19 protein-coding genes and 2 tRNA genes are annotated in these 24,739 nt (G+C 63.1%); 9 read left to right on the top strand and 12 right to left on the bottom strand.

Annotated features, from left to right (window positions below):
* The first annotated feature begins 104 nt into the window (after window positions 1-104).
* The gene (locus tag P0D80_RS21880) at window positions 105-446 is read left to right on the top strand and encodes a hypothetical protein (RefSeq protein ID WP_132374693.1); all 342 of its coding nucleotides are present in this window, start codon (window positions 105-107) and stop codon (window positions 444-446) included.
* Window positions 447-539: 93 nt separating this feature from the next.
* On the opposite strand, the gene P0D80_RS21885 is transcribed toward P0D80_RS21880, so the two are convergent.
* From P0D80_RS21885 to tig, 8 genes are all read right to left on the bottom strand, one after another.
* A complete protein-coding gene (locus P0D80_RS21885; RefSeq protein ID WP_408175474.1) occupies window positions 540-2,477 on the bottom strand; it encodes a SurA N-terminal domain-containing protein in 1,938 nt (645 codons plus the stop codon).
* A gap of 86 nt (window positions 2,478-2,563) precedes the next feature.
* Window positions 2,564-2,640: transfer RNA gene (locus P0D80_RS21890), tRNA-Asp, on the bottom strand.
* 49 nt (window positions 2,641-2,689) lie between these two features.
* Window positions 2,690-2,765: transfer RNA gene (locus tag P0D80_RS21895), tRNA-Val, on the bottom strand.
* Between the two features lie 73 nt (window positions 2,766-2,838).
* Window positions 2,839-3,111, bottom strand: a complete 273-nt coding sequence (locus tag P0D80_RS21900) for an HU family DNA-binding protein (RefSeq protein ID WP_012432917.1) — start codon at window positions 3,109-3,111, stop codon at window positions 2,839-2,841.
* A 342-nt stretch (window positions 3,112-3,453) separates the two neighbouring features.
* Window positions 3,454-5,877, bottom strand: a complete 2,424-nt coding sequence (gene lon / locus P0D80_RS21905) for an endopeptidase La (RefSeq protein ID WP_132374695.1) — start codon at window positions 5,875-5,877, stop codon at window positions 3,454-3,456.
* A 202-nt stretch (window positions 5,878-6,079) separates the two neighbouring features.
* Window positions 6,080-7,351 (bottom strand): ATP-dependent Clp protease ATP-binding subunit ClpX, encoded by a 1,272-nt coding sequence (clpX, locus tag P0D80_RS21910; RefSeq protein WP_007182009.1) that lies wholly within the window; start codon window positions 7,349-7,351, stop codon window positions 6,080-6,082.
* Between the two features lie 183 nt (window positions 7,352-7,534).
* Complete coding sequence (gene clpP, locus P0D80_RS21915; protein WP_007182010.1) at window positions 7,535-8,188, bottom strand: ATP-dependent Clp endopeptidase proteolytic subunit ClpP; 654 nt, start codon at window positions 8,186-8,188, stop codon at window positions 7,535-7,537.
* 191 nt (window positions 8,189-8,379) lie between these two features.
* Entirely contained in the window at window positions 8,380-9,726 is a 1,347-nt protein-coding gene (gene tig / locus P0D80_RS21920) for a trigger factor (protein ID WP_132374696.1), read from the bottom strand.
* 567 nt (window positions 9,727-10,293) lie between these two features.
* Here tig and P0D80_RS21925 point away from each other — a divergent pair.
* Window positions 10,294-11,439 (top strand): glycerate kinase, encoded by a 1,146-nt coding sequence (locus P0D80_RS21925; protein ID WP_408286675.1) that lies wholly within the window; start codon window positions 10,294-10,296, stop codon window positions 11,437-11,439.
* A gap of 62 nt (window positions 11,440-11,501) precedes the next feature.
* On the top strand, window positions 11,502-11,951 hold the full coding sequence (locus P0D80_RS21930; RefSeq protein ID WP_132374698.1) for a MarR family winged helix-turn-helix transcriptional regulator: 450 nt from the start codon (window positions 11,502-11,504) through the stop codon (window positions 11,949-11,951).
* 27 nt (window positions 11,952-11,978) lie between these two features.
* On the opposite strand, the gene P0D80_RS21935 is transcribed toward P0D80_RS21930, so the two are convergent.
* A complete protein-coding gene (locus P0D80_RS21935) occupies window positions 11,979-13,439 on the bottom strand; it encodes a DUF3999 domain-containing protein (RefSeq protein WP_408286677.1) in 1,461 nt (486 codons plus the stop codon).
* Window positions 13,436-16,846, bottom strand: coding sequence for a DUF2339 domain-containing protein (locus P0D80_RS21940; RefSeq protein ID WP_408286678.1), 3,411 nt, complete (start codon window positions 16,844-16,846; stop codon window positions 13,436-13,438). The genes P0D80_RS21935 and P0D80_RS21940 overlap by 4 nt, the downstream gene beginning before the upstream one ends.
* 451 nt (window positions 16,847-17,297) lie before the next feature.
* On the opposite strand from P0D80_RS21940, the gene P0D80_RS21945 reads away from it, so the two are divergent.
* Window positions 17,298-17,585 carry a hypothetical protein gene (locus P0D80_RS21945; RefSeq protein ID WP_106283485.1) on the top strand — a complete coding sequence of 96 codons (288 nt, stop codon included), beginning with the start codon at window positions 17,298-17,300 and terminating at the stop codon, window positions 17,583-17,585.
* A 120-nt stretch (window positions 17,586-17,705) separates the two neighbouring features.
* On the opposite strand, the gene P0D80_RS21950 is transcribed toward P0D80_RS21945, so the two are convergent.
* Both P0D80_RS21950 and P0D80_RS21955 read right to left on the bottom strand, forming a co-directional pair.
* Window positions 17,706-18,386 carry an alpha/beta hydrolase gene (locus P0D80_RS21950; RefSeq protein ID WP_408286679.1) on the bottom strand — a complete coding sequence of 227 codons (681 nt, stop codon included), beginning with the start codon at window positions 18,384-18,386 and terminating at the stop codon, window positions 17,706-17,708.
* 201 nt (window positions 18,387-18,587) lie between these two features.
* Entirely contained in the window at window positions 18,588-19,556 is a 969-nt protein-coding gene (locus P0D80_RS21955) for a LysR substrate-binding domain-containing protein (protein WP_132374701.1), read from the bottom strand.
* 157 nt (window positions 19,557-19,713) lie between these two features.
* Between P0D80_RS21955 and P0D80_RS21960 the strand changes: the two genes are divergently transcribed.
* The 5 genes from P0D80_RS21960 to P0D80_RS21980 are packed head-to-tail and all read left to right on the top strand — an operon-like array spanning window position 19,714 to window position 24,739.
* Entirely contained in the window at window positions 19,714-20,781 is a 1,068-nt protein-coding gene (locus P0D80_RS21960) for an ABC transporter substrate-binding protein (RefSeq protein ID WP_408286681.1), read from the top strand.
* Between the two features lie 60 nt (window positions 20,782-20,841).
* Window positions 20,842-21,921, top strand: coding sequence for an ABC transporter ATP-binding protein (locus P0D80_RS21965; protein WP_408286683.1), 1,080 nt, complete (start codon window positions 20,842-20,844; stop codon window positions 21,919-21,921).
* Complete coding sequence (locus P0D80_RS21970) at window positions 21,908-22,780, top strand: ABC transporter permease (protein ID WP_132374703.1); 873 nt, start codon at window positions 21,908-21,910, stop codon at window positions 22,778-22,780. The genes P0D80_RS21965 and P0D80_RS21970 overlap by 14 nt, the downstream gene beginning before the upstream one ends.
* A 16-nt stretch (window positions 22,781-22,796) precedes the next feature.
* Window positions 22,797-23,594 carry an ABC transporter permease gene (locus P0D80_RS21975; protein ID WP_132374704.1) on the top strand — a complete coding sequence of 266 codons (798 nt, stop codon included), beginning with the start codon at window positions 22,797-22,799 and terminating at the stop codon, window positions 23,592-23,594.
* A complete protein-coding gene (locus P0D80_RS21980; RefSeq protein ID WP_408286684.1) occupies window positions 23,591-24,739 on the top strand; it encodes an NAD(P)/FAD-dependent oxidoreductase in 1,149 nt (382 codons plus the stop codon). Before P0D80_RS21975 ends, P0D80_RS21980 begins: the two co-directional genes overlap by 4 nt.

A 24,739-nucleotide genomic window follows, 5' to 3' on the forward strand; every position in this document is an offset into this window, starting at 1 on the left:
AACTTGTTTCCAGAACTGCGGGAACGCGGATCGGTAAGTTCTCTCTGACACTTTCGTAATCCCGCGTAACCGGCTCGATTTTGAGCGACTTTTGAGGAGATAACGTGAAATATTTACCGTTAATCGCTTTGACCGTGGCAATTTCTGCCTGCGCCGCTCAACCACCCGCTGGCGTTCAGTCCGTTGGTCAAAGCCAGCAACCGCCGAAGGCTGTCGCTACCTGTATCGCGCAGAAGTGGGCAGACAGCTCGCAACAACAAGTCGTGTCGCAAGACACGCTGGCTAACGATCAAGCCATGGATGTCTATGTTCCGGGTCAGCAGCCGCCTAATGGCGCAGCCGCTGTCGTACGCCCGTCGTACACCGGCAAAGGTACGTGGGTCGGCTTCCGCGCGAATGGCGCTGCGGGCAGCGACGCCACAGGTGCAATCAGCGGCTGCCTGTAATACCGCAGCGTGCCGCAGCAAACCGTTTGACGAGCTTGCACTCGTCAAATGAAAAGCCCCGCAATTGCGGGGCTTTTTTGTGTTTGTGCGGTGTTATTCGCCGCTTGCCTGGGCATTGCTGCTGTCGAGCGAGCCGTAGAATTTCACCTTCGAACGCGCGCGCAGCGCTTCGACGTAGGCCTCTGCTTCGGACTGCGCATCGACCTGTGCGATCTGTTGCTGCGCTGCGGCCAGACGTTGCGGATCGACCGTGTTACCGGCCACCACCGCGTTCACGCGATAGATTGCATAGCCGTCGTCGCCGAGATCCACGCCGACATAGGCCGGCAATTTTTGCGCGTCCGCCTTGTAGATTGCACTCAATGCGGCCGGCGGCACGCCTTGCGCGTCGTTGCGCGACACCTTCAACGGCGACGAGAAGCCCGTGGTCGCCTTCGACTTTTCGAACTCGGCCAGTTTGGCCACGCCGTCCTTGTGAGCCGCTTCATCCGACTGAACGGCGATCACCTTCTGACGCACGGCGTCCTTGACGGCGTCGAGCGCCGGCACCGCCGCGGCCTTGTAGTCGGTCACGCGCGCCGCGATCAACGTGTTGCCGCCGACGTCGATGGCCTGCGTGTTGTTGCGTGCCGTCGTGGCGTCGCTAGCGAACACCGCGGCGAGGAACTTCGCGTTATTCAGCGGGCTGTCAGGCGCGAGCTTCGGATCCGGCTGAGGCGTGACCGTGGCGGTCTGCAATTGCAGCTTGTACTTGTCGGCAGCGGGCTGCAGGCTCTTCGCCTTTTCGTAGACGATCGACGTGAAGCCTTCCGAATCGTCGGTGAATGCCTTGCTGGCCAACTGCGTCTTCAGGTCTTTCGAAATCTGATCTTTCACTTCGTCGAACGGCTTCGTGACCGCCGGCTTCACGTCCGTCACCTTGACGATGTGATAGCCGAAGTCGGTCTGCACGATGCCGCTCACTTCGTCTTTCTTCAGCGCGAACACGGCGTCGTCGAACGCCTGGCCGCCCGCGATCATGCCGCGGCCGAAGTAACCCAGATCGCCGCCCTTCGACGCCGAACCCGGATCCTGCGAATTCTGCTGCGCGATCTGCGCGAATTGGTCCGGATGCGCCTTGATCTGCGCGAGCAGATCTTCGGCCTTCTGCTTGGCCTTGGCCTTGTCAGCCGCGCTCGCGTCTTTCGGCGCCGCGATCAGGATGTGGCTCGCACGCACCTGGCCGTCGGTGCGGTAGTGCGCGATGTTGTCGTCGTAGTACTTCTTCAGATCGGCGTCGGTAGGCTGCGCGGAAGCGGCGAGCGTGGCCGGCGACATCACGAGATACTGGATCGTGGCCGTCGCGGGCGTAGCGAATTCGTTGCGATGCGCGTCGTAATACGCTTGCAGCTGCGCGTCGGTGGGCTGCACCTTCGCGGCGTAATCGCGCGGATGAAACGCAATGCCCTGCACTTCGCGCTGTTGTTCCGCGAGCTCAGTCAGATGCTGAGCGAGCGTTTTCGACGTAAACGCGCTGCCCTGAATGCTGGCCGGCAACTGCTGCGTGGCAATGCTGTAGCGCACGCGTTCGTCGTACTGGTCGGGCGTCATGCCCTGCATGGCGAGCAACTGCTTGTAGCGTTCGACGTCGACCGTGCCGTCGGGATTCTTCAGCGACGAGATCACCGGATCGTTCATCAACACACGGCGTACGGCGTCGTCAGACGCGGTCAGATGCAGGCGCTGTGTTTCATCGGCCAGCACGCGTTGCTCGATCAAACCATCGAGCATCTGAGCGCGGCGTTCCGGCGTGTCGAACGACTTCATGTCGAACTGCGCGCCGAGCATCTGACGGGCGCGGTCGAGTTGCTGACGCATCGCGTCGTCGTATTCAGCGCGCGTGATCTTGTGACCGTTGACGCTCGCGACGTTTGCACTTTCGTCAAAGAAGCCGCGGAAGCCCTGAATACCCACAAAACCCAACCCCGGCACAATGACGAGGATGAGCATGAACATCATCAGGCGTTTGTGATTGCGGAAAAAATCGAGCATGCGTGAGGAGTGCCAAAAACAGAACGCCCGATCTTACAACAGCGGGCAATAAAAAAGGCGAACCGGAGTTCGCCTTTCGAGGATACTGGCGGAGTGGACGGGACTCGAACCCGCGACCCCCGGCGTGACAGGCCGGTATTCTAACCGACTGAACTACCACTCCTTATGCAGCACAACTGCGCTGCGCTGAAACACTTAAACGAATCTGAAACTGGTGGGTGCTGAGAGGCTCGAACTCCCGACCTACGCCTTGTAAGGGCGCCGCTCTACCAACTGAGCTAAGCACCCGTTTCACGATTCAGTGCTTCTTCTGTCTGCCGCCCGATTCTCGTCAACCGACGTTCCTCAAGCAGCGAGCCCATTAGTTTAGCGCATCCTTCAGAGCTTTGCCAGGCCTAAATTTAGGAACCTTGGCCGCCTTGATTTTGATGGCAGCGCCGGTGCGCGGATTGCGCCCGGTGCGCGCGGTACGCTTGCCAACCGCGAAGGTGCCGAAACCGACCAGCGTCACCGAACCACCCTTCTTCAACGTACCTTTGACACCATCGATCACAGCGTCGAGTGCACGGCCTGCTGCTGCCTTCGAAATGTCGGCTTGCTGTGCAACGTGATCGATCAATTCCGTCTTGTTCATTCCAACCCCCGAGAATGTTTATGGCAATCGTGACGGCACTCTCTTAGCGCCTAGCATCACGCGGCCGGCGGGCAACGCCGGGCGCAATCATTAGAATTGGCCGAAACCCTTGTGTCAAGCGGGGTTGAGCCTGATTTGGGTGGTTTTCGAGGGGGCTTCCTATAACAAGATGTTGCCGCAAATCGATGCGCATGCAACCAGTCGGCAAGCGCACCGCAGCTTTGCTCAATAGGTGGGAAAACGCACCTCGCGCGACGCTTGACGCAAGTCGCGCGGCCATAAAAAAACCCGCGGCCGTGACCGCGGGTTTTCTTCAAGCACACAGCTTCGTTACTGACTATCTTAGTGCTTCACGACTTCCGTCGCTGCGGCGTCTTTGCCCGGCTCCGCTGCGACCGGCGCAGCAGGCTTCGGCTCTTCTTCCGGCAACGCCGCCGGCACACGTTCGAGCGCCAGTTCGAGCACCTTGTCGATCCAACGGACCGGCACGATTTCGATTGCGTTCTTCACGTTGTCCGGAATCTCCGTCAAGTCCTTGACGTTCTCTTCCGGAATCAGCACCAGCTTGATACCGCCGCGATGCGCCGCCAGCAGTTTTTCCTTCAAGCCGCCGATCGGCAGAACTTCGCCACGTAACGTGATTTCGCCCGTCATCGCGACATCGGCGCGCACCGGAATCCCGGTCAACACCGACACCAGCGCGGTCGTCATCGCGATACCGGCAGACGGACCGTCTTTCGGCGTCGCACCTTCCGGCACGTGAATGTGAATGTCCTGCTTCTCGAATGCTTCGTCCTTGACACCGAGACGGCGCGAACGCGAACGAACCACCGAGCGTGCTGCCTCGACCGATTCCTTCATCACGTCGCCGAGCGAACCCGTGCGGATCACATTGCCCTTGCCCGGCATCACCGCAGCTTCGATGGTCAGCAGATCGCCGCCCACTTCCGTCCATGCGAGACCCGTAACCTGGCCAACCTGATTTTCCTTCGCAGCCAGACCGAAGTCGTACTTGCGCACGCCGAGGAACGTATCGAGGTTGCTGCCGTCGACCTTCACCGCGCCTTCCGCCTTCTTCAGCAGAAGCATCTTCACGACCTTGCGGCAGATCTTCGAAATTTCACGCTCGAGCGAACGCACGCCCGCTTCACGCGTGTAGTAACGAATGATGTCGCGGATCGCGGTTTCCGTCACATCGACCTCGCCTTCCTTGAGGCCGTTGTTCTTCTTCTGCTTGGGCAAAAGATAACGTTGCGCAATGCTGACCTTCTCGTCTTCCGTGTAACCCGACAGACGGATCACTTCCATCCGGTCGAGCAACGGCGGCGGAATGTTCAGCGAGTTCGACGTCGCGACGAACATCACGTCCGAGAGATCGAAGTCGACTTCGACGTAGTGATCAGCGAACGTATGGTTCTGTTCCGGATCGAGCACTTCCAGCAAAGCCGACGACGGATCGCCGCGGAAGTCCTGACCCATCTTGTCGACTTCGTCGAGCAGGAAGAGCGGATTGCGCACGCCGACCTTGGTCAGGCTTTGCAGAATCTTGCCGGGCATCGAACCGATGTACGTACGACGGTGACCGCGAATCTCGGCTTCGTCGCGCACGCCGCCGAGCGCCATACGCACGAACTTGCGGTTCGTGGCGCGAGCGATCGACTGACCCAGCGACGTCTTACCGACACCCGGAGGCCCAACGAGGCACAGGATCGGCGCTTTGACCTTGTCGACACGTTGCTGGACCGCGAGATACTCGAGAATGCGTTCCTTCACTTTCTCGAGACCGAAATGGTCCTCGTCGAGCACACGTTCCGCATTCGAGAGGTCGTTGTTGACCTTACTCTTCTTGCGCCATGGCAAGCCGATCAGCGTGTCGATGTAGTTGCGCACGACGGTCGCTTCAGCCGACATCGGCGACATCAGCTTGAGCTTTTTCAGCTCGGCGTCGGCCTTCTTCTTGGCTTCCTTCGGCATGCGGGCAGCCGTGATGCGCTTCTCGAGTTCTTCGAGGTCCGCACCTTCTTCGCCTTCGCCGAGTTCCTTCTGGATCGCCTTGACCTGTTCGTTCAGGTAGTACTCGCGCTGACTCTTCTCCATCTGGCGTTTCACACGCCCACGGATGCGCTTTTCGACCTGCAGGATGTCGATCTCGGCTTCGAGTTGCGCGAGCAGATGCTCGAGTCGCTCGATGACCGGGAACATTTCGAGGATGTGCTGCTTCTGGTCGAGCTTGAGCGGCAAGTGCGCCGCGATCGTGTCGGCCAGACGCCCGGCTTCGTCGATACCCGACAGCGACGTCAGGATCTCCGGCGGGATCTTCTTGTTCAGCTTCACATACTGGTCAAACTGCGACACGATCGCGCGGCGCAGCGCTTCAGTTTCAGCGCTGTCGGCGTGGTCAGGTTCGAGCGGCATGACTTCGCACGAGAACTGCGTTTCCTGTTCTTCGATGGAAAGCGTTTTCGCGCGCTGCAAGCCTTCGACGAGCACCTTCACGGTGCCATCGGGCAGCTTCAGCATTTGCAGGATGTTGGCGACACACCCTACTTCGTACATGTCCTTTTCGGTCGGCTCATCTTTCGCAGCCGTCTTCTGGGCAACGAGCATGATGTGCTTGCCGCCTTCCATCGCTGCTTCGAGAGCCTTGATCGACTTCGGGCGGCCTACGAAGAGCGGAATCACCATGTGCGGGAAGACGACTACGTCACGCAGCGGGAGCAGCGGGAGCGTAATGCGTTCCGGCGGAAGGAGTTGGGTTCCTGACATTTCATTTCCCCATGAGTGGAATCAGTTCGTTCGATAGGTGAGGCCAGCAGAAAAGATTGCAAGCCTCCGCGTGTGGGAAAAGTTCAGTGACTCCGAAGGTTCAGTGACTCCATAGTGAAAACAACCAGCCTGACCACACGATAAACGAAAAAAGCCGTTCACGTTGCCATGAACGGCTTTTTTTGCAGAACCCGAAAGCCGATCAGTTCGAACCCGCCACTTTGGGCGCGTCTTCGTAGATCAGTAGCGGTTTGCCGTCGCCGTCAATCACGTTGTCGTCGATGATGACCTTGCTAACGCCTTTCATTTGCGGCAGGTCGTACATCACATCAAGCAACGCCTGTTCCAGGATGGAGCGCAGACCACGCGCACCCGTCTTGCGACGAATTGCCTTACGCGCGACAGCTTGCAACGCGGCCGGGCGAATTTCGAGCTCGACGCGTTCCATGTTGAACAGCTTGTGGTACTGCTTCACCAGTGCATTCTTCGGTTCGACGAGAATTTTCATCAACGCCACTTCGTCGAGCTTGCCGAGCGTGGCGACCACCGGCAGACGGCCGATCAGTTCGGGAATGAGGCCGAATTTGATCAGATCCTCCGGTTCCACTTCGCGCAGCACTTCGCCGGCGTCGCGATCCTGCTTGCTCTTCACGCTTGCGCCGAAGCCAATACCGGTCTTCTCGGTACGATCGACGATGACCTTTTCGAGGCCGTCAAACGCGCCGCCGCAAATGAACAGAATGTTGGTGGTGTCGACCTGGATGAAGTCCTGATTCGGGTGCTTACGGCCGCCTTGCGGCGGCACCGACGCCATCGTACCCTCGACCAGTTTCAGCAAAGCCTGTTGCACGCCTTCGCCCGACACATCGCGGGTGATCGACGGGTTGTCGGACTTGCGGCTGATCTTATCGATTTCGTCGATGTAGACAATGCCGCGCTGGGCCTTGTCGACTTCGTAATTGCAGTTTTGCAGCAGCTTCTGAATGATGTTCTCGACGTCTTCACCGACATAGCCGGCTTCCGTCAGCGTGGTTGCATCGGCAATCACGAACGGAACGTTCAGAAGGCGCGCGAGGGTCTGCGCGAGCAGCGTCTTGCCGGAACCGGTCGGGCCGATCAGCAGGATGTTGCTCTTGGACAGCTCGATCTCATCCTTCTTGTCGAGATGCTTGAGACGCTTGTAGTGGTTGTACACCGCGACCGCGAGAATTTTCTTCGCGCGTTCCTGACCGATCACATACTGGTCGAGGATTTCACGGATTTCCTGCGGACTCGGTAGATCGGACTTCGACAAGCCCGCCTCGATGCCCGCACCTGCAGCCTCATCACGGATGATTTCGTTGCACAGGTCGATACATTCATCACAGATGAACACCGACGGGCCGGCAATCAGTTTTTTGACCTCATGCTGGCTCTTGCCGCAAAACGAGCAATACAACAGCTTTTCGCTGTTAGAACCTTTCTTGTCCGCCATAGATGTGTGAGCCTCCGGACACTCGATTACATGATACGCCGTTTGCCCTGGCCTCGCAGTTTGGGCGGGGCCGGGCTTGAGCCAAGGTGACGGCGTTTGCCGCAGGCACTCGGACGAAATTTGATTATTTCACAACCGATCCGGCGACGTTTTTGCCCCAATTCGGGGCAAAAACGCACCATCTCAAGGACGCTTGTGCGCCACCTGGTCGACGAGGCCGTAAGCTTGCGCGTCGTCGCCGGACATGAAGTTGTCACGGTCGGTGTCGCGCGCGATGCGCTCGACCGGCTGGCCGGTGTGATGCGCGAGCAGATGATTCAGCCGTTCCTTCAAATACAGGATTTCGCGCGCCTGAATTTCGATGTCCGACGCCTGACCACGCGCGCCGCCGAGCGGCTGGTGAATCATCACGCGCGAATTCGGCAGAGCAAAACGCTTGCCTTTCGCGCCGGCCGCCAGCAGGAATGCGCCCATGCTGGCTGCGAGACCCATGCACAGCGTGGAGACGTCCGGCTTGATGAACTGCATCGTGTCATAAATCGCCATACCGGCGGAAACCGAGCCGCCCGGGCTGTTGATGTAGAAACTGATGTCCTTGTCCGGATTCTCGCTTTCGAGGAACAGCATCTGCGCGACGACGAGATTGGCCGTCTGGTCGTTCACTTCACCGACCAGGAACACAATGCGTTCCTTGAGCAGACGGGAGTAGATGTCATACGAGCGCTCGCCCCGGCCGCTCGTTTCCACCACGATCGGCACCAGTCCGAGCGCCTGCGCTTCGAGATCCCGCGACGACTGGGAGGTCAACGTGTCCAGCATTTGAGCGCGAAAGGTCATGCAGTGGATCCTTGTCTGAAATATTCTAACTATTAGATGCTGGACAGGTGTGGTCGACAACCCCGTATTCAAGTGCGCGATCAGTGCACGTGCGCCGTGCAACACGAGCAAAAACGCAATACACATTCACAGCACAAAAAAACGGCGTGCAGGCCGTCGCTCCGACAGCCGGCACGCCGTTGCAGCGACGCTTACGCTTGCGCCGTTGCGCTTGCCAGTTCTTCGAAGCTCACTTCCTTGTCCGTCACCTTGGCCTTGCTGAGGACGAAATCGACGACGTTGGCCTCAACGACGTACGCTTCCATTTCGGCAAGACGTTGCTGGTTGGAATAATACCAGCGGACGACTTCCTTCGGGTCTTCGTAGCTTTTCGCGAACTCGTCCACTTCGGCGCGAATCTGCTCCGGCTTGGCTTGCAGTTCGTTGGCCTTGACCAGCTCGGCCAGCACGAGGCCCAGCTTGACGCGGCGCTCAGCCTGTTCCTTGAACATGGCAGCCGGGATCGGCGCATCTTTGGCGTTCGGCACGCCGCGTTGCTCCAGATCCTGACGCGCCATCGCGACGAGGCGTTCCTGATCCTGTTCGATCAGCGCATTCGGCACGTCCAGTTCGGAAATCTTCAGCAGCGCGTCCATCACCTGGTTCTTGACGATGGCTTGCGTGCGGCGCTTCGCTTCGCGCTCGAGATTGTCTTTGATCTCGGCGCGCATCTTGGTCAGGTCACCGTCTTCGATGCCGAGCGACTTGGCGAATTCAGCGTCGATTTCCGGCAGATGCGGCCACTCGATCTTCTTCATCGCGATCGTGAATTGCGCGGTCTTACCGGCGACGTCCTTGCCGTGATAGTCCTCAGGGAACGCCAGATCGAATTCCTTCGACTCGCCGACCTTCAGGCCCGTGGCTGCCTTTTCGAATTCCGGCAGCATGCGGCCTTCGCCCAGCACGAACGCGAAGTCGTCTGCGCTGCCGCCCTGGAACACTTCACCTTCGATCTTGCCGACGAAGTCGACCGTCACGCGATCGCCTTCTTTCGCTGCCGTGTCGCCGCCGCCATCACCGTGCTCGCCGGCTTCGCCGCGAGCGTGGAAGTGCACGCGCTGCTTGCGCAGGATGTCCAGCGTGCGGTCGATTTCCGCTTCGCTGATGCTGGTCGTGGTGCGCTCGATTTCAGCCGTGGCGACGTCGCCCAGCTTCACTTCCGGATACACCTCGAAGGTCGCGTCGAACGCGTAGTCGCCTTCAGTGGCCTCGGCCTTCGGCGCGAAGCTCGGCTGACCGGCGACGCGCAGGTTTTCGGCGCGGCTGATGTCGAAAAATTCCTTGCCGACCTTGTCGCTCAGCACTTCGGCTTCCACCTGGCCCGAATACTGTTGCGTCACCATCTTGAGCGGCACCTTGCCCGGGCGGAAACCCGGCATGCGCACGTTCTTCGCGAGTTGACGGATACGCGAGTCCACTTCCTTCTGCACGGCGTCCTTCGGCAGGGAAATCGTTACGCGGCGTTCGAGCTTGCCGAGGTTTTCAACAACGTTAGCCATGGCTTCAATCGTCCTAAAATTATTCGAGCGAATCAGTTATCTTCTCCGTGCCGCTTGTCGATGTCGCGCGATCTCGCGTTTTTGGTCGCGTGTTGATCGCTTCGCCTCGATTGCGCGCCTGCGCCGCGGGCTTGCAGGCCGCCGGCAGCACGGTTGGGTCCAAAGAGCCGAATATTTTAGCAAACTATTTGCGCGCCTAGCCGGGATTCGATGAATGGGCGCGTTTTTATCGCGATTTTGCTCGGATTCCGGCCGCTTTCCGCGCTGTTTCAGGCCCGTTTGCGCACTGTTCCAGTGCGGCAGGGGTGCCGCGCCACCACTACGCCGCGCCTGTCTGCACAATTTTTCCCGACAGCTTCGCTTCCATCACCCGGCGCGGACAAAAGCAAGAGCAAAGCAAAAGCACGCGCCGCGCGTGCGCGCGCTGACGCTGTCAATGCCGGCTATGCCATTCGACATATTCAGTCGGCGCGCCCATGCTGATAAGCTAATGGACGCGCTCGGGGCTGCGCGCGCATCCCGACATTTCACCCGCCCTCGCAACGATTCCAACCATTCAGAGACACCATGCCGAATTCGCCGTCCTCGCCCGTCGTCGTCATTGCTCCCGATTCCTTCAAAGGCTCGCTCAGCGCGGAACAGGTCGCGCAAGCGATCGCAGCTGGCATCCAGCGCGCCCGTCCTGACGCGGACGTGCGCATCTGCCCGATGGCCGACGGCGGCGAAGGCACGCTCGACGCCATGCTCACGAGCGGCGGCGAACGCCGCACGCTGAGCGTGCGCGGCGCGGCCGGTCCGGTGCGCGACGCGCTCACGGGCCTGCTCGCCGACGGCAGCGCGATCATCGAAACGGCGGAGGTCGTCGGCATTACGGACCCGGTGGGAATGGGCGTGCCCGTCGAGGCGCGCAGCACGCGCGGCATGGGCGAAGCGATTCGCGCGCTGATGGACGCCGGCGTGCGGCGCTTTTTCGTCGCGCTTGGCGGCAGCAGCACGAACGACGGTGGCGCGGGCCTTCTGGCCGGCCTCGGCCTCAAGCTGTTCGACGCCCAGGACAATGAACTCGACGCCACGCCGGAACAGCTCGCCCGTCTCGCGCGATTGGACGTGTCGCAACTCGACGCGCGTCTCGCCGACACGCACTTCGTCGGCATGTCGGACGTGGACAATCCGCTTACCGGCGATCACGGCGCCACCGCGGTGTTCGGTCCGCAAAAGGGCGTGAAACCGGACCAGGTGGCCGCGATCGACGCAGCGCTCGCCCGTTTCGCCGATCTGCTCGAACCGGCGCTCGGCCGCACGGCGCGCGAACTGCCCGGCGCGGGCGCGGCCGGTGGCCTCGGCTTCGCGCTGCATATGCTTGGCGCGCAGTTCGAACCGGGCGCGGAAACCGTCGCGCGGCAAATCGGGCTGGACGCCGCGCTCGAAGGCGCGGACTGGCTGATCACCGGCGAAGGCCGTTCCGATGTGCAAACGCTGCACGGCAAGGCACCCTTCATCGCCTGCCGTCACGCACAGGCTGCCGGCGTGCCGGCCACGCTCCTCTCAGGTGGCGTCGACTCCGCTGCCTTGCCGCGCCTCGCCGAATATTTCAGCGGCTGCTTCTCGCCGGCGCCCGGACCGATCACGCTCGAAGTCGCGATCCGCGACGCGGCGCGCCTGTTGGCGGACGAAGCCGAACAGTTGACGCGCCTGAAATACGGCACGCGTTGACCGGCAAGACGGTTGCGGCAACAATCACAGCGCCGCGACCGCTCACACACTACGGGAAGACCATGAAGGACGCCAAAGCCGGGCTCGAACAGTTCCTGACGTACCGTCTGCATGTCCTCAACAAACTCGCCGAACGCGGCATCAGCGAACGCTATCAGAACAAGCTCGGCGTGACCTTGCCTGAAGCGCGCGTGATTGCGTCGGTGGGATCGTTCGGGCCGTTCTCGATCATGGAACTGGCAAGGCATGCCAATCTCGACAAAAGCCAGGCAAGCCGCGCCGCCGAAGCGTTGATCAAGCAGGGACTCGTGAAACGCGAGGCGAGCGCGGAAGACGGCCGCGTCGTGCTGGTGTCGCTCACTCCCGAGGGCCGCGCGCTGTATCGGAAGGTGATGCCGATCGCGCGCAAATGGAACGGCGATATGTTCGACTGTCTCGACGAGCAGGAGAAGCTCGCCTTCGGCGACGCGCTCGACAAGATCATCGGCACGATGACGGCGCGCGAGGAGTGACCTGCGCGCCGCATGCGGGCGCTGAATTCAGCCTTTGCGCTCGCCCTGCCCGTTCGCGTCGCCCGCGCCAGGATCGCTAGCCGCCGCGCCCGCTACCCCGGACCCTTCAGACGCGCCAGGTGCGCCAACGGGCGTAACGCCCGCCTGCGCATGAGCACCACGCGCGAGCCGCCACGCGATCGCCGCGAGCGAACCGACTGCCAGTAGCAGCGCCGCCCATAGCAAGTAGCGGCGCATTGCATCGGGATCCTTCGCGGACTGCGCCCTCGCGGCCTGCTCCGGTGACAGCGCATCACCCAGGCGCGCCGTCGCGGGGACCGCTGAGGCACCCATCAACAGCTCGTCGCGGGTCACCGCCGAGGACACCGTCGTCGCGCTACCCACCGCCAACGTGAACGGCGCGGTCCCACGCGCGACGAACGTCAGCGTCGCCGGACGCCAGCCCGCAGCAATGGTCAGTGTGCCGCTGCCGAGTCCGCCGTTGCGCGGGTCGACCACCACGCGCCATTGACGATCCGTGTCGGGCGTCAATTCGAGCGAAGGATTGCTTTGCTCCACGTCGCCGTTGTGCAGGCGGAACAATGTCGCGCCCGCGACTTCGCGCCACGGCGTATCCAGCCCCGCTCGCGAGTAGACGACCGCAGGCGCAACGGTATTCGGCTGAGGCAGATTCAGGCGCAACCGGTCGATGGGATACGGGCCGCTGGTGCTGAAAAAATACTCGCCGGGTTTCGGCCCCGCGTGCGCGACAATGCCTTCGCGCCACGTCCGCTCGGCGCGTTGCGCGGCGTCGGCGGCCAGCGCCTGTATCTCCATGTCCAACGACTCGACATACGGCGCGCCGTCGAGCCAGCGCAAACGCAGGTAACGCGCCCGCATGCCGTCCAGTTCGATCCGGTCCTGACTCAGCGTGCTGCCGTTGTAGCTGACCTTGAGAAGTTGCGCATCGCCGGCGGGTTGCCAGTGCCGCAAGTCGTCGCTCGCTTCGATCGTGACGCGCCCCTGGTAATTGTCGTCGCGCAGGTGCACGAGCAACGCGCTCACGCGGCTGGTACGCGACGCGCGTCCGAGGTCGATCAGGTCGGTGTCGTGTTGCGCGCGGGAGGGCGGAGCCGAGGTCGCGCGCAGCGAACCGTCGGCGGCGATCGTCACGCCGAGCGGCGCGCCGGAACTGCCGGAGGCCGCGGGCGGCAACGGAAACCATCGCACCGGACGCAGCGTGGGCGGCGTGCGGGCAGGCTCGCGTGGCGCATCGAGTGAGTACGGCACGGGTTCGCCGGTGCCGTTGAAGACGCGCACGTCGCCGAGATCGTGACGCTGGCTTGCCGCGTAGACAGTTGCCGGCAGCGTCACGCTGTAGTACGCGGCGCCCTCGTCGAGTTGCAGCGCAAAATGCTGCGCGAAGTCGTCGGCCGCGACCGCGGGCGCGGACGCCCACGTCGCCACGAGCGCAAAACACCAGCCGGTCAATGTAAAGACACGCTTCATTGCTTAGTTTCCACGACCAGAGCCTTAGGCGGTAACGGCGAGAAGTAGCCGATCAGCAACAACATCAACCCGATGCCGATAAACGAAACGATCCGCTCGATTCCGGTCACGTGAGACAGGTCGAACAGGAACAGCTTGACCACGGTCACCGCCAGCAGCGCGCCGCCGATGAACCAGAAGATCCGGCTCGCGCGGCGCGTCGCCCAGATCATCATGGCAAGCGCGCACACGGTCCAGAATACCGATATTGACGCCTGCACGAGCATCGAGTGTGACATGGTCTCGAGCTGGTACGGCACTCCCGTCCAATGATGCAGCGTACGCAGCAGCATGGCGTTCAGCCAGAAGAATCCGGTCGCGCCGGCCGCCACCTGCAACGGCACGCGATATTCGCCGATCGGCACGCCGAGCCGGTGAATCCGCACGAGCCAGAACGCCGCCAGCGCGAATATCAGCGCCTGCACCAGGTCGAGCGGATTGAGCAACGGCAGACGCGCCCATGTGCCGCCGTCCTGCGTCAGGTTCGCAAAGAACGTCCATATCCACATCACCAGCACGAGCGGCGTCGAGGCGATCGCGCACAGCCGCACGATACTGTCGCGGCGCGCGAGCCACAACCCGGCAAAAGCAAACGCGCTCCAGCCGACCAGAAACACCTGCTGCAGACTGAACGACGCGAGCACCGCATCGACATCGTACGCCGCGTGAAAGTGATGATGCAGCGTGCGCAAAAGCAGCGCGTTGAACCATAGAAACAGCGTGGCGAGCACCAGGTAATCGAAGGCGCGCGGATGCCATTGCACACCCAATGCGCGTAGTCTGCGCAGCCATACCGCGCAGGCGACGAACGCGAGGATCTGCGCGACGTCGAGCGGATTGAGGATCGGCAGCCAGACGAGCGGCTCGGCGCTGCCGTCGCTCGTCACGCTCGCGATACTCCACGCCCACAGCAGGACGGCGAGCGGCGCCGCGGCCCACACCTGATACGCCTGCATGAAGCGCGCGACCGGCCAGCGCAGACGATGGCCGGCGCCCGCCAGCAACAGCAGCAGCACACCGAAGCCGTACGCCCACGCGCTCCAGCTCCACGCGCCTTCGGGCACGTAGGCCCGCAATCCCCAGTAGCCTTCGAGCGCGGCAAGCGCGCCGGCCGTCCAGAACATCAGCGTATGCAGCGGCGCGAGCAGGATATCGCTGACGTCGCGCTGCTGACGCCACAACAACCCATACGCCGAGAGCGCTGCGAGCGCGCAGACCAGCCAGCCGTAGCCGCTCACCGGCGCCATGCCCAACGTGAAAAGCTCCGCAGTCAGCAGCGCGAGGACCGGCACGAGCGCCAGCGCCGGCAATTCGGCAAGCGGCCAGCGCAGCGCGCGGCGCGCGCCGTGAGCGAGCCACGCCGTCAGCACGGCGAAGAGCGCGACGGCCGCGGTGTCGAAACGGGCGTGGCCGTAGCCAGGATGAGCGCTCGTGTACGCATGGATTTCGTACAGGCCACCGAAGGTCCACCACAACAAACCCCACACGCTGGCGACGAGACCGATCTGCGGCATCCACAGGTGCCACTCGCCTGCTTCGCTGCGGCCGTGCAAACGCCATCCCGTGAACATGCCCGCGAGCGCGATCAGCACGGACGCGATGTAGGCGCCGTTCAGGACCGGCCAGACGCTCGCGTCAGGGCTCTGCGTGATCGTGCCGATCGCGTAGGCGCCCGCCGCCGCCAGTTGCAACAGCAGGCCGAAGCCAAACGCGCTCAGGCGCCGCTGACGCACGGCGAGCCAGGTGATCGCCGCGCCTTCGATGGCCCAGGTCGCGCTCGTCGTCGGTCCGCTGAACGCGAGCGGCACGGCGAGCGTGGCGAAGATCACCGCCAGCGCGAGCATCGCCTCGAACATCATGCCGAGGCGTTCACGGCGCCGCGAGAGCCAGCCCGCGATCGCAAGATAGAACGCGGCCAGCGCCACCGCGCTCCACGCCAGGCCGAACTCGGTGTTCTTCATCAGCGCGGCTTGCAGGCCGATCGCCACCAGCGGCGTGCCGAACACCAGCGTGCCGTCGACGTAATGCTTGAGCGCGATTTCGCGCCGTACCGCGTAGAGCAGCGCGATGCCGACGTACATCAGGAAAAACAGAATCAGGAACGGCTCGGTGCTCGCGAGCAGCTCGGGGCGGTAGGCCATCACGCCCCACGCGGCGCCGATCGAAAACGTGAATACGAAGCCGAGCAGATTCAACGGGCGCCACGCCTTGAACCAGGCGATCGCGAAGATGCCCGCGTTGAGCAGCGCGTAGTAGCTGAACAGCATCACATGACTGCCGCCGCCCGTCGACAGCAACACCGGCGCGAGAAAACCGCCCGCGCTGCCCATGAAGGCCAGCGAAGAAGCGTTCTGCCGCACCGCCAGAAACGCGCTGAGCGCGCAGATCGCGACCATCAGCGGCAAGGCCGCGCCCGCCGGTAGCAAGTGGTAAAGCCTCGTGGCCGCGAACACGGTCAGATACAGCGCGCCGACGCCGCCGCCTTGCAGGATCAGACCGTACGCACCGCGTCGCTCGCCGATACGCCAGCCGAGCACGAGCAACGCCGTCGCGGCGAGCGCTACACCGGCGAGGCGGAATTCGATCGGCAGCAGGCTGTTGTCGGCGGCGTATTTGAGCAGGAAGGCAATGCCAAAAAACAGCACGATGATGCCGACGCGCACGACCGTGTTGCCACCTAGAAGCCAGTCGCGGCCCGCTTTGAAGAGACGTTCGGTGAGACCGGGGCCACGCGGGGGCGCGGGTGCTGAAGGTGGTACGGGAGGCAGCGGCGCTGACGTTGTCGGCTGGGCTGAAACCAGTGGTGCGGTCGAGGTGGCCGGTGTGGCGCCTGGTGCCCCTGGCGTGCTTGGAGTGCCGGGTGCGCCGGCTGTGCGCGCCGCACTCTGGGAGGCCGGCACGCTGGCTTCGGCGCTTGTCGGTGAGCGCGCGGCAGCAAGTTGCATGGTCAGCACCGCAGGCTGCGGACGTGCCGTCTGCTCATTTGCAGGCGGGATCGCGTAAGGACTCGACGCGGCGTCCGCTGGCCGCGGCTTGAACGCCGCACGATCGGCGGGCTGCGCAGTGGTATCCGTAGCGCCCTCGACGCCGCCCGCACGCAACTGACGAATCTCGCCGCGCAACACGACGATCTCGCGTTCGAGCCGCTCGACGCGCGCCACCAGTTCACCCGGAGAATTCCAGCTATCAGTCGCGGCCGCTTTGGCAGCAGATTCCGTCGCGGCACCCGACGACTTCTTTTGCAGCAGACGCGAAAACGCGAAACCGGCCACGGCGCCCAGCAGTGCACCGAGGCTGATCGAAAAATCGTTCGACAAGGCGGCCAGCATGCCGACCACCGCGCCAAGCACGGTCAATATCACGCTCATCGCACCCCCACCTTCTTATTGTGTTCTGTAGCGAGATCTGTTTGGTCACGCACGGATTAATCCGCGAGTATTACGTCAACGATACGGCGAAAATCGGCGCGCAGAATACCATGCAAATCGCGCTTTCGAGCCAACAACGCGGTGAATAGCGAATATGCAACGATGCTTAATGATTTTTCCTACGACATTCCGCCATTGATACCCAGCGAATTGATTCCCGCAGCCGCGCAAGCCGCGCTAGCGAATACCCCGATTAATTCAGCCGGCGAATTAGCAAACTGTGGCAATGGCCATTACCGGAAAGCATCTCATACGGGTAACGCTCGGCCTGCGTGAGGTCGTCAATATAGACTCGCACCGCCGGCTGCTCACGACGAGCGGCCAACCATGTCAAAATTCGGCACCGGCCATCGGGCCATCCATCTCCCACATCTCATCCAAGGAAGTTGCAGTGGACATCAACAAACAGGTCGCGGCCCTCACCGCTTCGGAACTCCAGACGGCCGGCGCGAGCCAGGCCACGGCGATTGCGGTTAGCGTGCTGCTGCGTCATCTGCGCTCGCCTGAGCTAGCGAAGCTGTTGTCGTCGGCGTTCGAAAACCATCAGGCGGTCATGCTGCAAACGCCGTGGCCCGAGCCGATGCTGCAGGCGTTCGAATCGACCCGCCGCTTTCTCGAAGGCGCCGCGCAAGCGGACCTGCCGGGCACGCAAGCGCCTGCGCAAACGCCGGACGCCTGAGCCCGGCCAGACCGCGCCGCCGGTAGCGCCGAAAAACGGAACCCTGTCAGTCCACGGATTCAACGGGGTTTTCTTCTGCGAATAGACGGTGCGAAGGAGAAGGTCGAACGCCTACACCCTTCAGGACGACGCTGCGAGAATTGTGCCGAGCCAGGTGCGCAGCGCCGATATCTCCTCCCCGCACACTGAATGCGGCATCGGATACGCGCTCCAGTCGACCTTGCAACCTCGCGTGATCGCAAAGTCGCGCGCGGCCTCGCCTAACTGGATCGGCAACACGTCGTCGTACATGCCATGCGCGGCAAAGATCGGCGTGCCACGGTTCGCAGCGCTCAAGCGGCTGTCGATAAAGCCCGGCGACGGCACATAACCCGACAGCACGATCAAGCCGGCAAGTGTCTCAGCGTGCGTCAGCCCCGCTGAATAGGTCATCGCCGCGCCTTGCGAAAAACCCGCGAGAAAGATGTTCGAAGTCGGAATGCCGCGCCGGTTCTGCGCTTCGATCAATTGCCGCACGGTTGCGCAAGACAATTCGATACCCGCTTCGTCGACTTGCTCATTGATGCTCTGAAACGACCGGATGTCATACCACGCGCGCATCACATAGCCGTTATTTGCGGTAACGGCAATCTCCGGCGCATTGGGAAACACGAAGCGTACGGCGAGCGCATCGGCGAGACGCAGTTCGGGCACGAGCGACACGAAGTCGTTGGCGTCGGCGCCGAGACCGTGCATCAGGATCACGGCGAACCTGGGATTCGGCGCACTTTCAATTTCGATGGTGGACGGTTGCTCGTTCATGTATCGCGATTACTCGGTTTCAGAAAACGTTCAGAGGATCGGAATGAGTACAGGGAGGATATACCGCCAAGTTAGACAAGGTACACCAGTCATCTCGATTGTCATCGTGCCCAGTCATCAAAGTACGGCGCGAGCACGGCTCGCCTCCTGTTTCTTCCAAAGCGCCGTGATCCTCCGGTTGTCAATTGCAGGCCGTTCGATTCAAAGCCTGTCTCCTCCCGCCTCCGCCCGCGACCGCGCCCGCCCGCGTCCCGCCGCGCTCCGCGCCGGCGCCACGACCTCAGCGAGCAGTTCCTCGTGCAGCGCTCGCAAGACCTCGACGAACGCCGACGCCAGCCGCTCTCGCGGCCTGTGCGGAGGAAACAGCAGATAGGTCTGAAAGCGCGTGGCCGGCAGGAATGGGCGAATCGCGATTTCCGGCCCGGCGAAGTCGCGCGCGACGATCGGATGCGCGAGCGTCACGCCCATGCCGTGACGAACCATCTCGCAGCACATCGCGGTGTATTGCGCCTCGATCGCCATGACACGCTGCACGCCCGCGCGCTGGAACACTTCGTCCATCAAGGCGCGCGTGCCGTCGCCGTGACACAGCGAGATGAACGACTCGCCTTCCAGATCCTCCGGCTTGATGCTGCGCTTCGCCGCCAGCCGATGCGCCGCCGGCATCACGCACACGGCAGCCACGTCCGCCAGCTGTTCGACCTCGCAATCGGACGCCTCGCTGACATACACCGCGACGCCGAGATCGCAAAACTGCGACGCCGTCCAATGATTGACCGTGCCCGACGTATTCACGTGCAGCGACACGGTGACATCCGGAAACAGTTCGACAAACCGCTTGATGGCATGCGGCACCAGCGTCATGCCCGCCGAGGGCATCGCCGCGATGCGCAGACGCCCGCTGCCGAGATTGCGAATCTGCGCCGCGGCATTCGCCAACCCCTGCAAGCCGACAAACGCGCGTTCGACTTCGCGAAAGAACGCTTCGCCCTCGCTCGTCGGAATCAGCCGCACGCCGCTGCGCTGAAAAAGTTGCAGCCCCGTGTCGCGTTCGAGTTGCGCGATCAGACGGCTCACGTTCGGCTGCGACGTGAAGAGCGCCTTGGCCGCAGCGGTCATCGACCCCGACACCATCACCGCGCGAAACGCCTCGATGTGCTTGAGATTCATCCGTATTCTCCCTTAGACGGCGTCCTGCAACCCATATCATCTATGCATAGATAGGTATTTTATTCGTATTGGACGACATGACCAGCCGGCGCGACACTGCATTCCAACGACGGGCAGCGAAGCCCGCCTCCCCACACCGGAACTGGAGATCGTCGTCATGAGAAGAGCGTTGCATCGCCGCCTGTCCGCCCCGTCCCACCCTGCCTTCGCGGCGCTTTTATGCGCTTGCACCCTCGCCGCTCCGCTCTTCGCGCAGGCCGAAACGACGCTCTATGTCGCCAACGTCGGCGGCTCGAACGAGCAGCTCTACCGGCAGAAAATCATCCCGCCGTTCGAGAAGGCGCATAACGTCAAGATCGTCTACGTCGCGGGCAATTCGAGCGATACGCTCGCCAAGCTGCAGGCGCAGAAAGGCCATCAGCAGATCAACGTCGCGGTCATGGACGATGGTCCCATGTACCAGGCGATGCAACTGAACCTGTGCGCGAAGCTCGACGACGCGCCCGTGATGAAAGATCTCTACCCGCTCGCGAAGCTGGGGCCGAGCGCGATCGGCGTCGGCATGGTGGCAACCGGCATCGGCTATAACGAGGAGGCCTTCAAAAAGGCCGGCCTGCCGCCGCCCGACTCGTGGAAGGCGCTCACCGACAGCCGCATCAAGGGCAAACTCGGCGTGCCGCCGATCACCAATACCTATGGTCTGCATACGCTCGTGATGCTCGCGCGTCTGTCCGGCGGCGGCGAGAAGAACATCGATCCCGGCTTCACCGCGATGACCCGACAAGTCGCGCCGAACGTGCTGTCCTGGGCGCCGACGCCCGGCGAGATGGACGGCCAGATGCAGTCCGGCGACGTGATCCTCGCGCCCTACGGCAGCGGCCGCGCGGTCGCCTTGCAGAACACCGGCTTCCCGCTCAAGTTCATCTACCCGAAGGAAGGCGCGGTCGCGTTGCAGGTGGCGGCCTGCGCGATCGCGGAGAACGCGCAGCCGCAGTTGTCGCAGCAGTTCGTGCAGTACCTGTTGAGCCCGGAAGTGCAGGCACTGCAGGCGCAAGGCATCGGTCTGGGTCCGGTCAACAAGACCGTCAAGCTCACGCCTGAGATCGCCGCGCGCGTGCCCTACGGTCCCGAGCAGATCTCGAAGCTGACCGCAATGGACTGGGCCACGATCAACCAGCATCGGACCGAATGGACCGAGCGCTGGAACCGTTCGGTCGAACGCTGAAGTGCGGCACCAGCAGCAGGTTCCTCGCGCGGCGCGCGATCTGATGAAGGAGCGAGGCGCATGGCCTTCCTGACTCTGCAAGGCATCTCGAAACGCTACGGCGATTTCACGGCGGTCGATCGACTCGATCTGGCCGTCGAACGCGGCGAGCTGCTGTCGCTGCTCGGACCCTCCGGCTGCGGCAAGACCACCACGCTGCAAATGGTCGCGGGCTTCATCACGCCGACGACGGGCCGCATTCTGCTCGATGGCCGCGACATCACCAACGAGCGTCCCGAGAAGCGCGGCATCGGCGTGGTGTTCCAGAGCTATGCGCTGTTTCCGCACATGACGGTGGCGGGCAACGTCGGCTTCGGACTGGAGATGCGCAAGGTCAGGCGCAAGGAGCGCGATGAGCGCGTCGCCGAAGCGCTCTCGCTCGTGCGTCTGAAGGGCCTCGGCCACCGCTATCCGAAGGAACTGTCGGGCGGCCAGCGTCAGCGTGTGGCGATCGCGCGCGCCATCGCGATGCAGCCGGAACTGCTGCTGCTCGACGAACCGATGTCCAACCTCGACGCCAAGCTGCGCGAGGAGATGCACATCGAATTGCGCGCGATCCAGAAGCGCCTCGGCATCACGACGATTCTCGTCACGCACGATCAGGTCGAAGCGATGACCATGAGCGACCGCATCGCAGTGATGCATCGCGGCGCCATTGCGCAGCTCAGCACGCCGTATGACGCGTACGAGCGTCCCGCCACGCCGTTTGCATCGACGTTTCTCGGGCGCACCAACGCGTTTTCCGGCGAAGTGCTGCGCCGCAACCCGCGCTGCGCGGAAATCGACGTGGCGGGCACGACGCTGCATGTGCCGCACGAAGGCCGTCACGTCGACGGCACGGTGAACGTCTATATCCGCCCGGAAAAGGTTCACCTGGCCAATGGCGATGCGCGCGTGCGCGGCCGCATCGCGACGCGTGTCTTCGTCGGCAATCAATGGCTGCTCGAAGTCGACACCGAACTCGGCAAGTTGCGCGTCGCGCAACCGAACCATGGCGCGCCGCCGCCCGAGGAAGGCCACGAAGTCGGTCTCGCGTGGACCGACGACGACCTGCGCGTGCTCACGCAAGACAATCCGGAGAGCGCTCATGGCCACGCTTGACGACGCCCGTCCCGGCGCCGCGCCGTGGCTGCTGTCGGGGCCCGCGCTGCTGCTGTTCGTCGGCTTGTTGCTGGTGCCGCTGCTGCTCACGCTGATGCTGTCGTTCCGCGTCTTCAGCGATACGGCGGGCGTCACTGCTGCTTATACGCTCGCGAACTACTGGGAAGTCGTCAGCGACCCGTACTACGGCACGATCTTCCTGCGCACCGCCGGCCTCGCCTTCGCCGTCACGCTGCTGTCCATCGTGCTCGGCGTGCCGGAGACCATCGTGCTCGCGCGCATGAAGCGTCCGTGGCAGTCGCTGTGTCTGTTGATCGTGCTCGGGCCGCTGCTCATCTCCGTGGTGGTGCGCACGCTCGGCTGGCAGATTCTGCTCGGTAACAACGGCGTGCTGAACAACCTGCTCCAGACCCTGCACGTCACCGACGAACCCATCCGCCTCGTCTTCACGATGACCGGCATGATCATCGCGCTCACGCACGTGCTGGTGCCCTTCATGGTGATGTCGGTCTGGGCGACCATGCAGAAGCTCGATCCGCAAGTCGAATGGGCCGGCCGCTCGCTCGGCGGCTCGCCGTTCGCGGTGTTCCGCCGCGTGGTGCTGCCGCAGATCATGCCGGGGGTGCTGTCGGGCTCGATCATCGTGTTCGCGTTGTCGGCATCGGCGTTCGCCACGCCGGCATTGATCGGCGGCCGGCGCCTCAAGGTGGTCGCCACCGCCGCCTACGACGAGTTCCTCGGCACGCTCAACTGGCCGCTCGGCGCAAGCATCGCCGTGCTGCTGCTGATCGCCAACGTGGCGATCGTGATGGGTTGCAGCCGCCTCGCCGAGCGCCGCTTCCAGCACATCTTCGATTGAGCGGGAGACAGCGATCATGAAACAGAACGGCATTCTCGGGCTCGTCTACAACGCGTTCTTTCTGACCTTCATCCTCGCGCCGCTCGCGGTGGTGATGCTGGTGGCTTTCACCGACAAGGGCTTCATCTCGATGCCGTTCGATGGCGCGTCGCTGCGCTGGTTCCGCGCGATCATCGAGAACGGCGACATCGTGGCGGCCTTCTGGCTGTCGGTGCGGCTCGCGTTCGCGGCGGCGAGCATCGGCGTGCTGCTCGCGGTGCCCGCCGCGCTGGCGATCGCGCGCTATCGCTTCCCGGGCCGCGCCGCGCTCACGAGTTTCTTCCTCTCGCCGATGATGATTCCCGCAGTCGTGCTCGGCATCGCGTTCCTGCGCTTTCTCTCGCTGCTGCATCTGTCGGGATCGTTCTGGTCGCTGGTCTGCGCGCACGTCATCATCGTGCTGCCGTATGCGTTGCGGCTCGCGCTGTCGTCGGCCGTCGGGCTCGACCGCGATGCCGAACGCGCCGCGCTCTCCTGTGGCGCGAGCCGCTTCACCGCGTTTCGCCGCGTGGTCCTGCCGATGATCCGCACCGGCGTGGCGGGCGGCTGGGTGCTCTCGTTCATCCAGAGTTTCGACGAACTGACCATGACCATCTTCGTCGCGACGCCCGGCACGACCACGCTGCCCGTCGCCATGTACAACCAGATCGCGCAGACGATCGATCCGCTGGTCGCTTCGGTGTCGGCGGTGCTGATCGTCGGCACGGTCCTCCTGATGGTCCTGCTCGACCGCATGGTCGGACTGGATCGCATTCTGATCGGAGAAACCCGATGACATTGACTAGTAGCGCCAGCCCCAGCGTCCCGGCGGATGTGGTGGTTGTGGGCGGCGGCCTCGTCGGTTCGGCCGTGGCCTACGGCCTTGCCCGCGAAGGCGCGCGCGTGACCGTGCTCGACGAGGACGACGGCGGCTTTCGCGCGTCGCGCGGCAATTTCGGCCTCGTCTGGATTCAGGGCAAGGGCTATGGCCTGTCGCCTTATGCACGCTGGTCGCGCAGTTCGGCCACGCGCTGGCCGGGACTCGCCGAAGCGCTGCAGAAGGAAACGGGCGTGGACGTGGCGTTGCGTCAACCCGGCGGCTTTCACTTCTGCTTCAACGACAACGAACTCGCTGAACGCGACAAGCGCCTCTCGACGCTGCAAGCCGAACTGGGCGATTACCCGTATCAGATGCTCGACGCCACCGAAGTCCGCGCGCGCATTCCGCAAATCGGCCCCGCGGTGATCGGCGCGAGCTATTCGCCGATGGACGGTCACGTGAATCCGCTCAAGCTCCTGCGCGGCCTGCATACCGCCATGCAGGCGCGAGGCGTGCGGCTCGTGTCGGGCGAACGCGCGGAGCGCATCGAACCGCAAGCGCAGGGCTTCGTCGTGCACGGAAAGCACGGGACCTATCGCGCCGCGCGGGTCGTGCTCGCCGCGGGCCTCGGCAATCGCGCGCTCGCGCCGTTCGTCGGGCTCGACGCGCCGGTCGCGCCCAATCGCGGACAGGTGCTGGTGAGCGAGCGTGTCGCGCGGTTTCTCGACTATCCGACGCTCAACGTGCGCCAGACCGACGAAGGCAGCGTGCAGTTCGGCGATTCAATGGAAGAAGTCGGCTTCAACGATTTCACCACCACGCACGTGCTTGCCGACATCGCCCGGCGCGGCGTGCGCGCGTTCCCGATGTTGCAGCACGTGCGGCTCGTGCGCATGTGGGCCGCGTTGCGTGTCTATAGCCCCGACGGTTTTCCGATCTACGACCACTCCGAGGGGCACCCCGGCGCGTTCGTCGTCACCTGCCATAGCGGCGTGACGCTGGCGGCCGCGCATGCGCTGCGCGTCGCGCCGTGGATCATGGGCGCGCCGATGCCCGAGGAACTGCCCCACTTCTCCGCGCGCCGCTTCGAGCACGCCGGAGAACTGACTCCCGCTCATTGA

The sequence above is a fragment of the Paraburkholderia sp. RL17-373-BIF-A genome (genome assembly GCF_046030175.1).
In the GTDB taxonomy this organism is placed as follows: domain Bacteria; phylum Pseudomonadota; class Gammaproteobacteria; order Burkholderiales; family Burkholderiaceae; genus Paraburkholderia.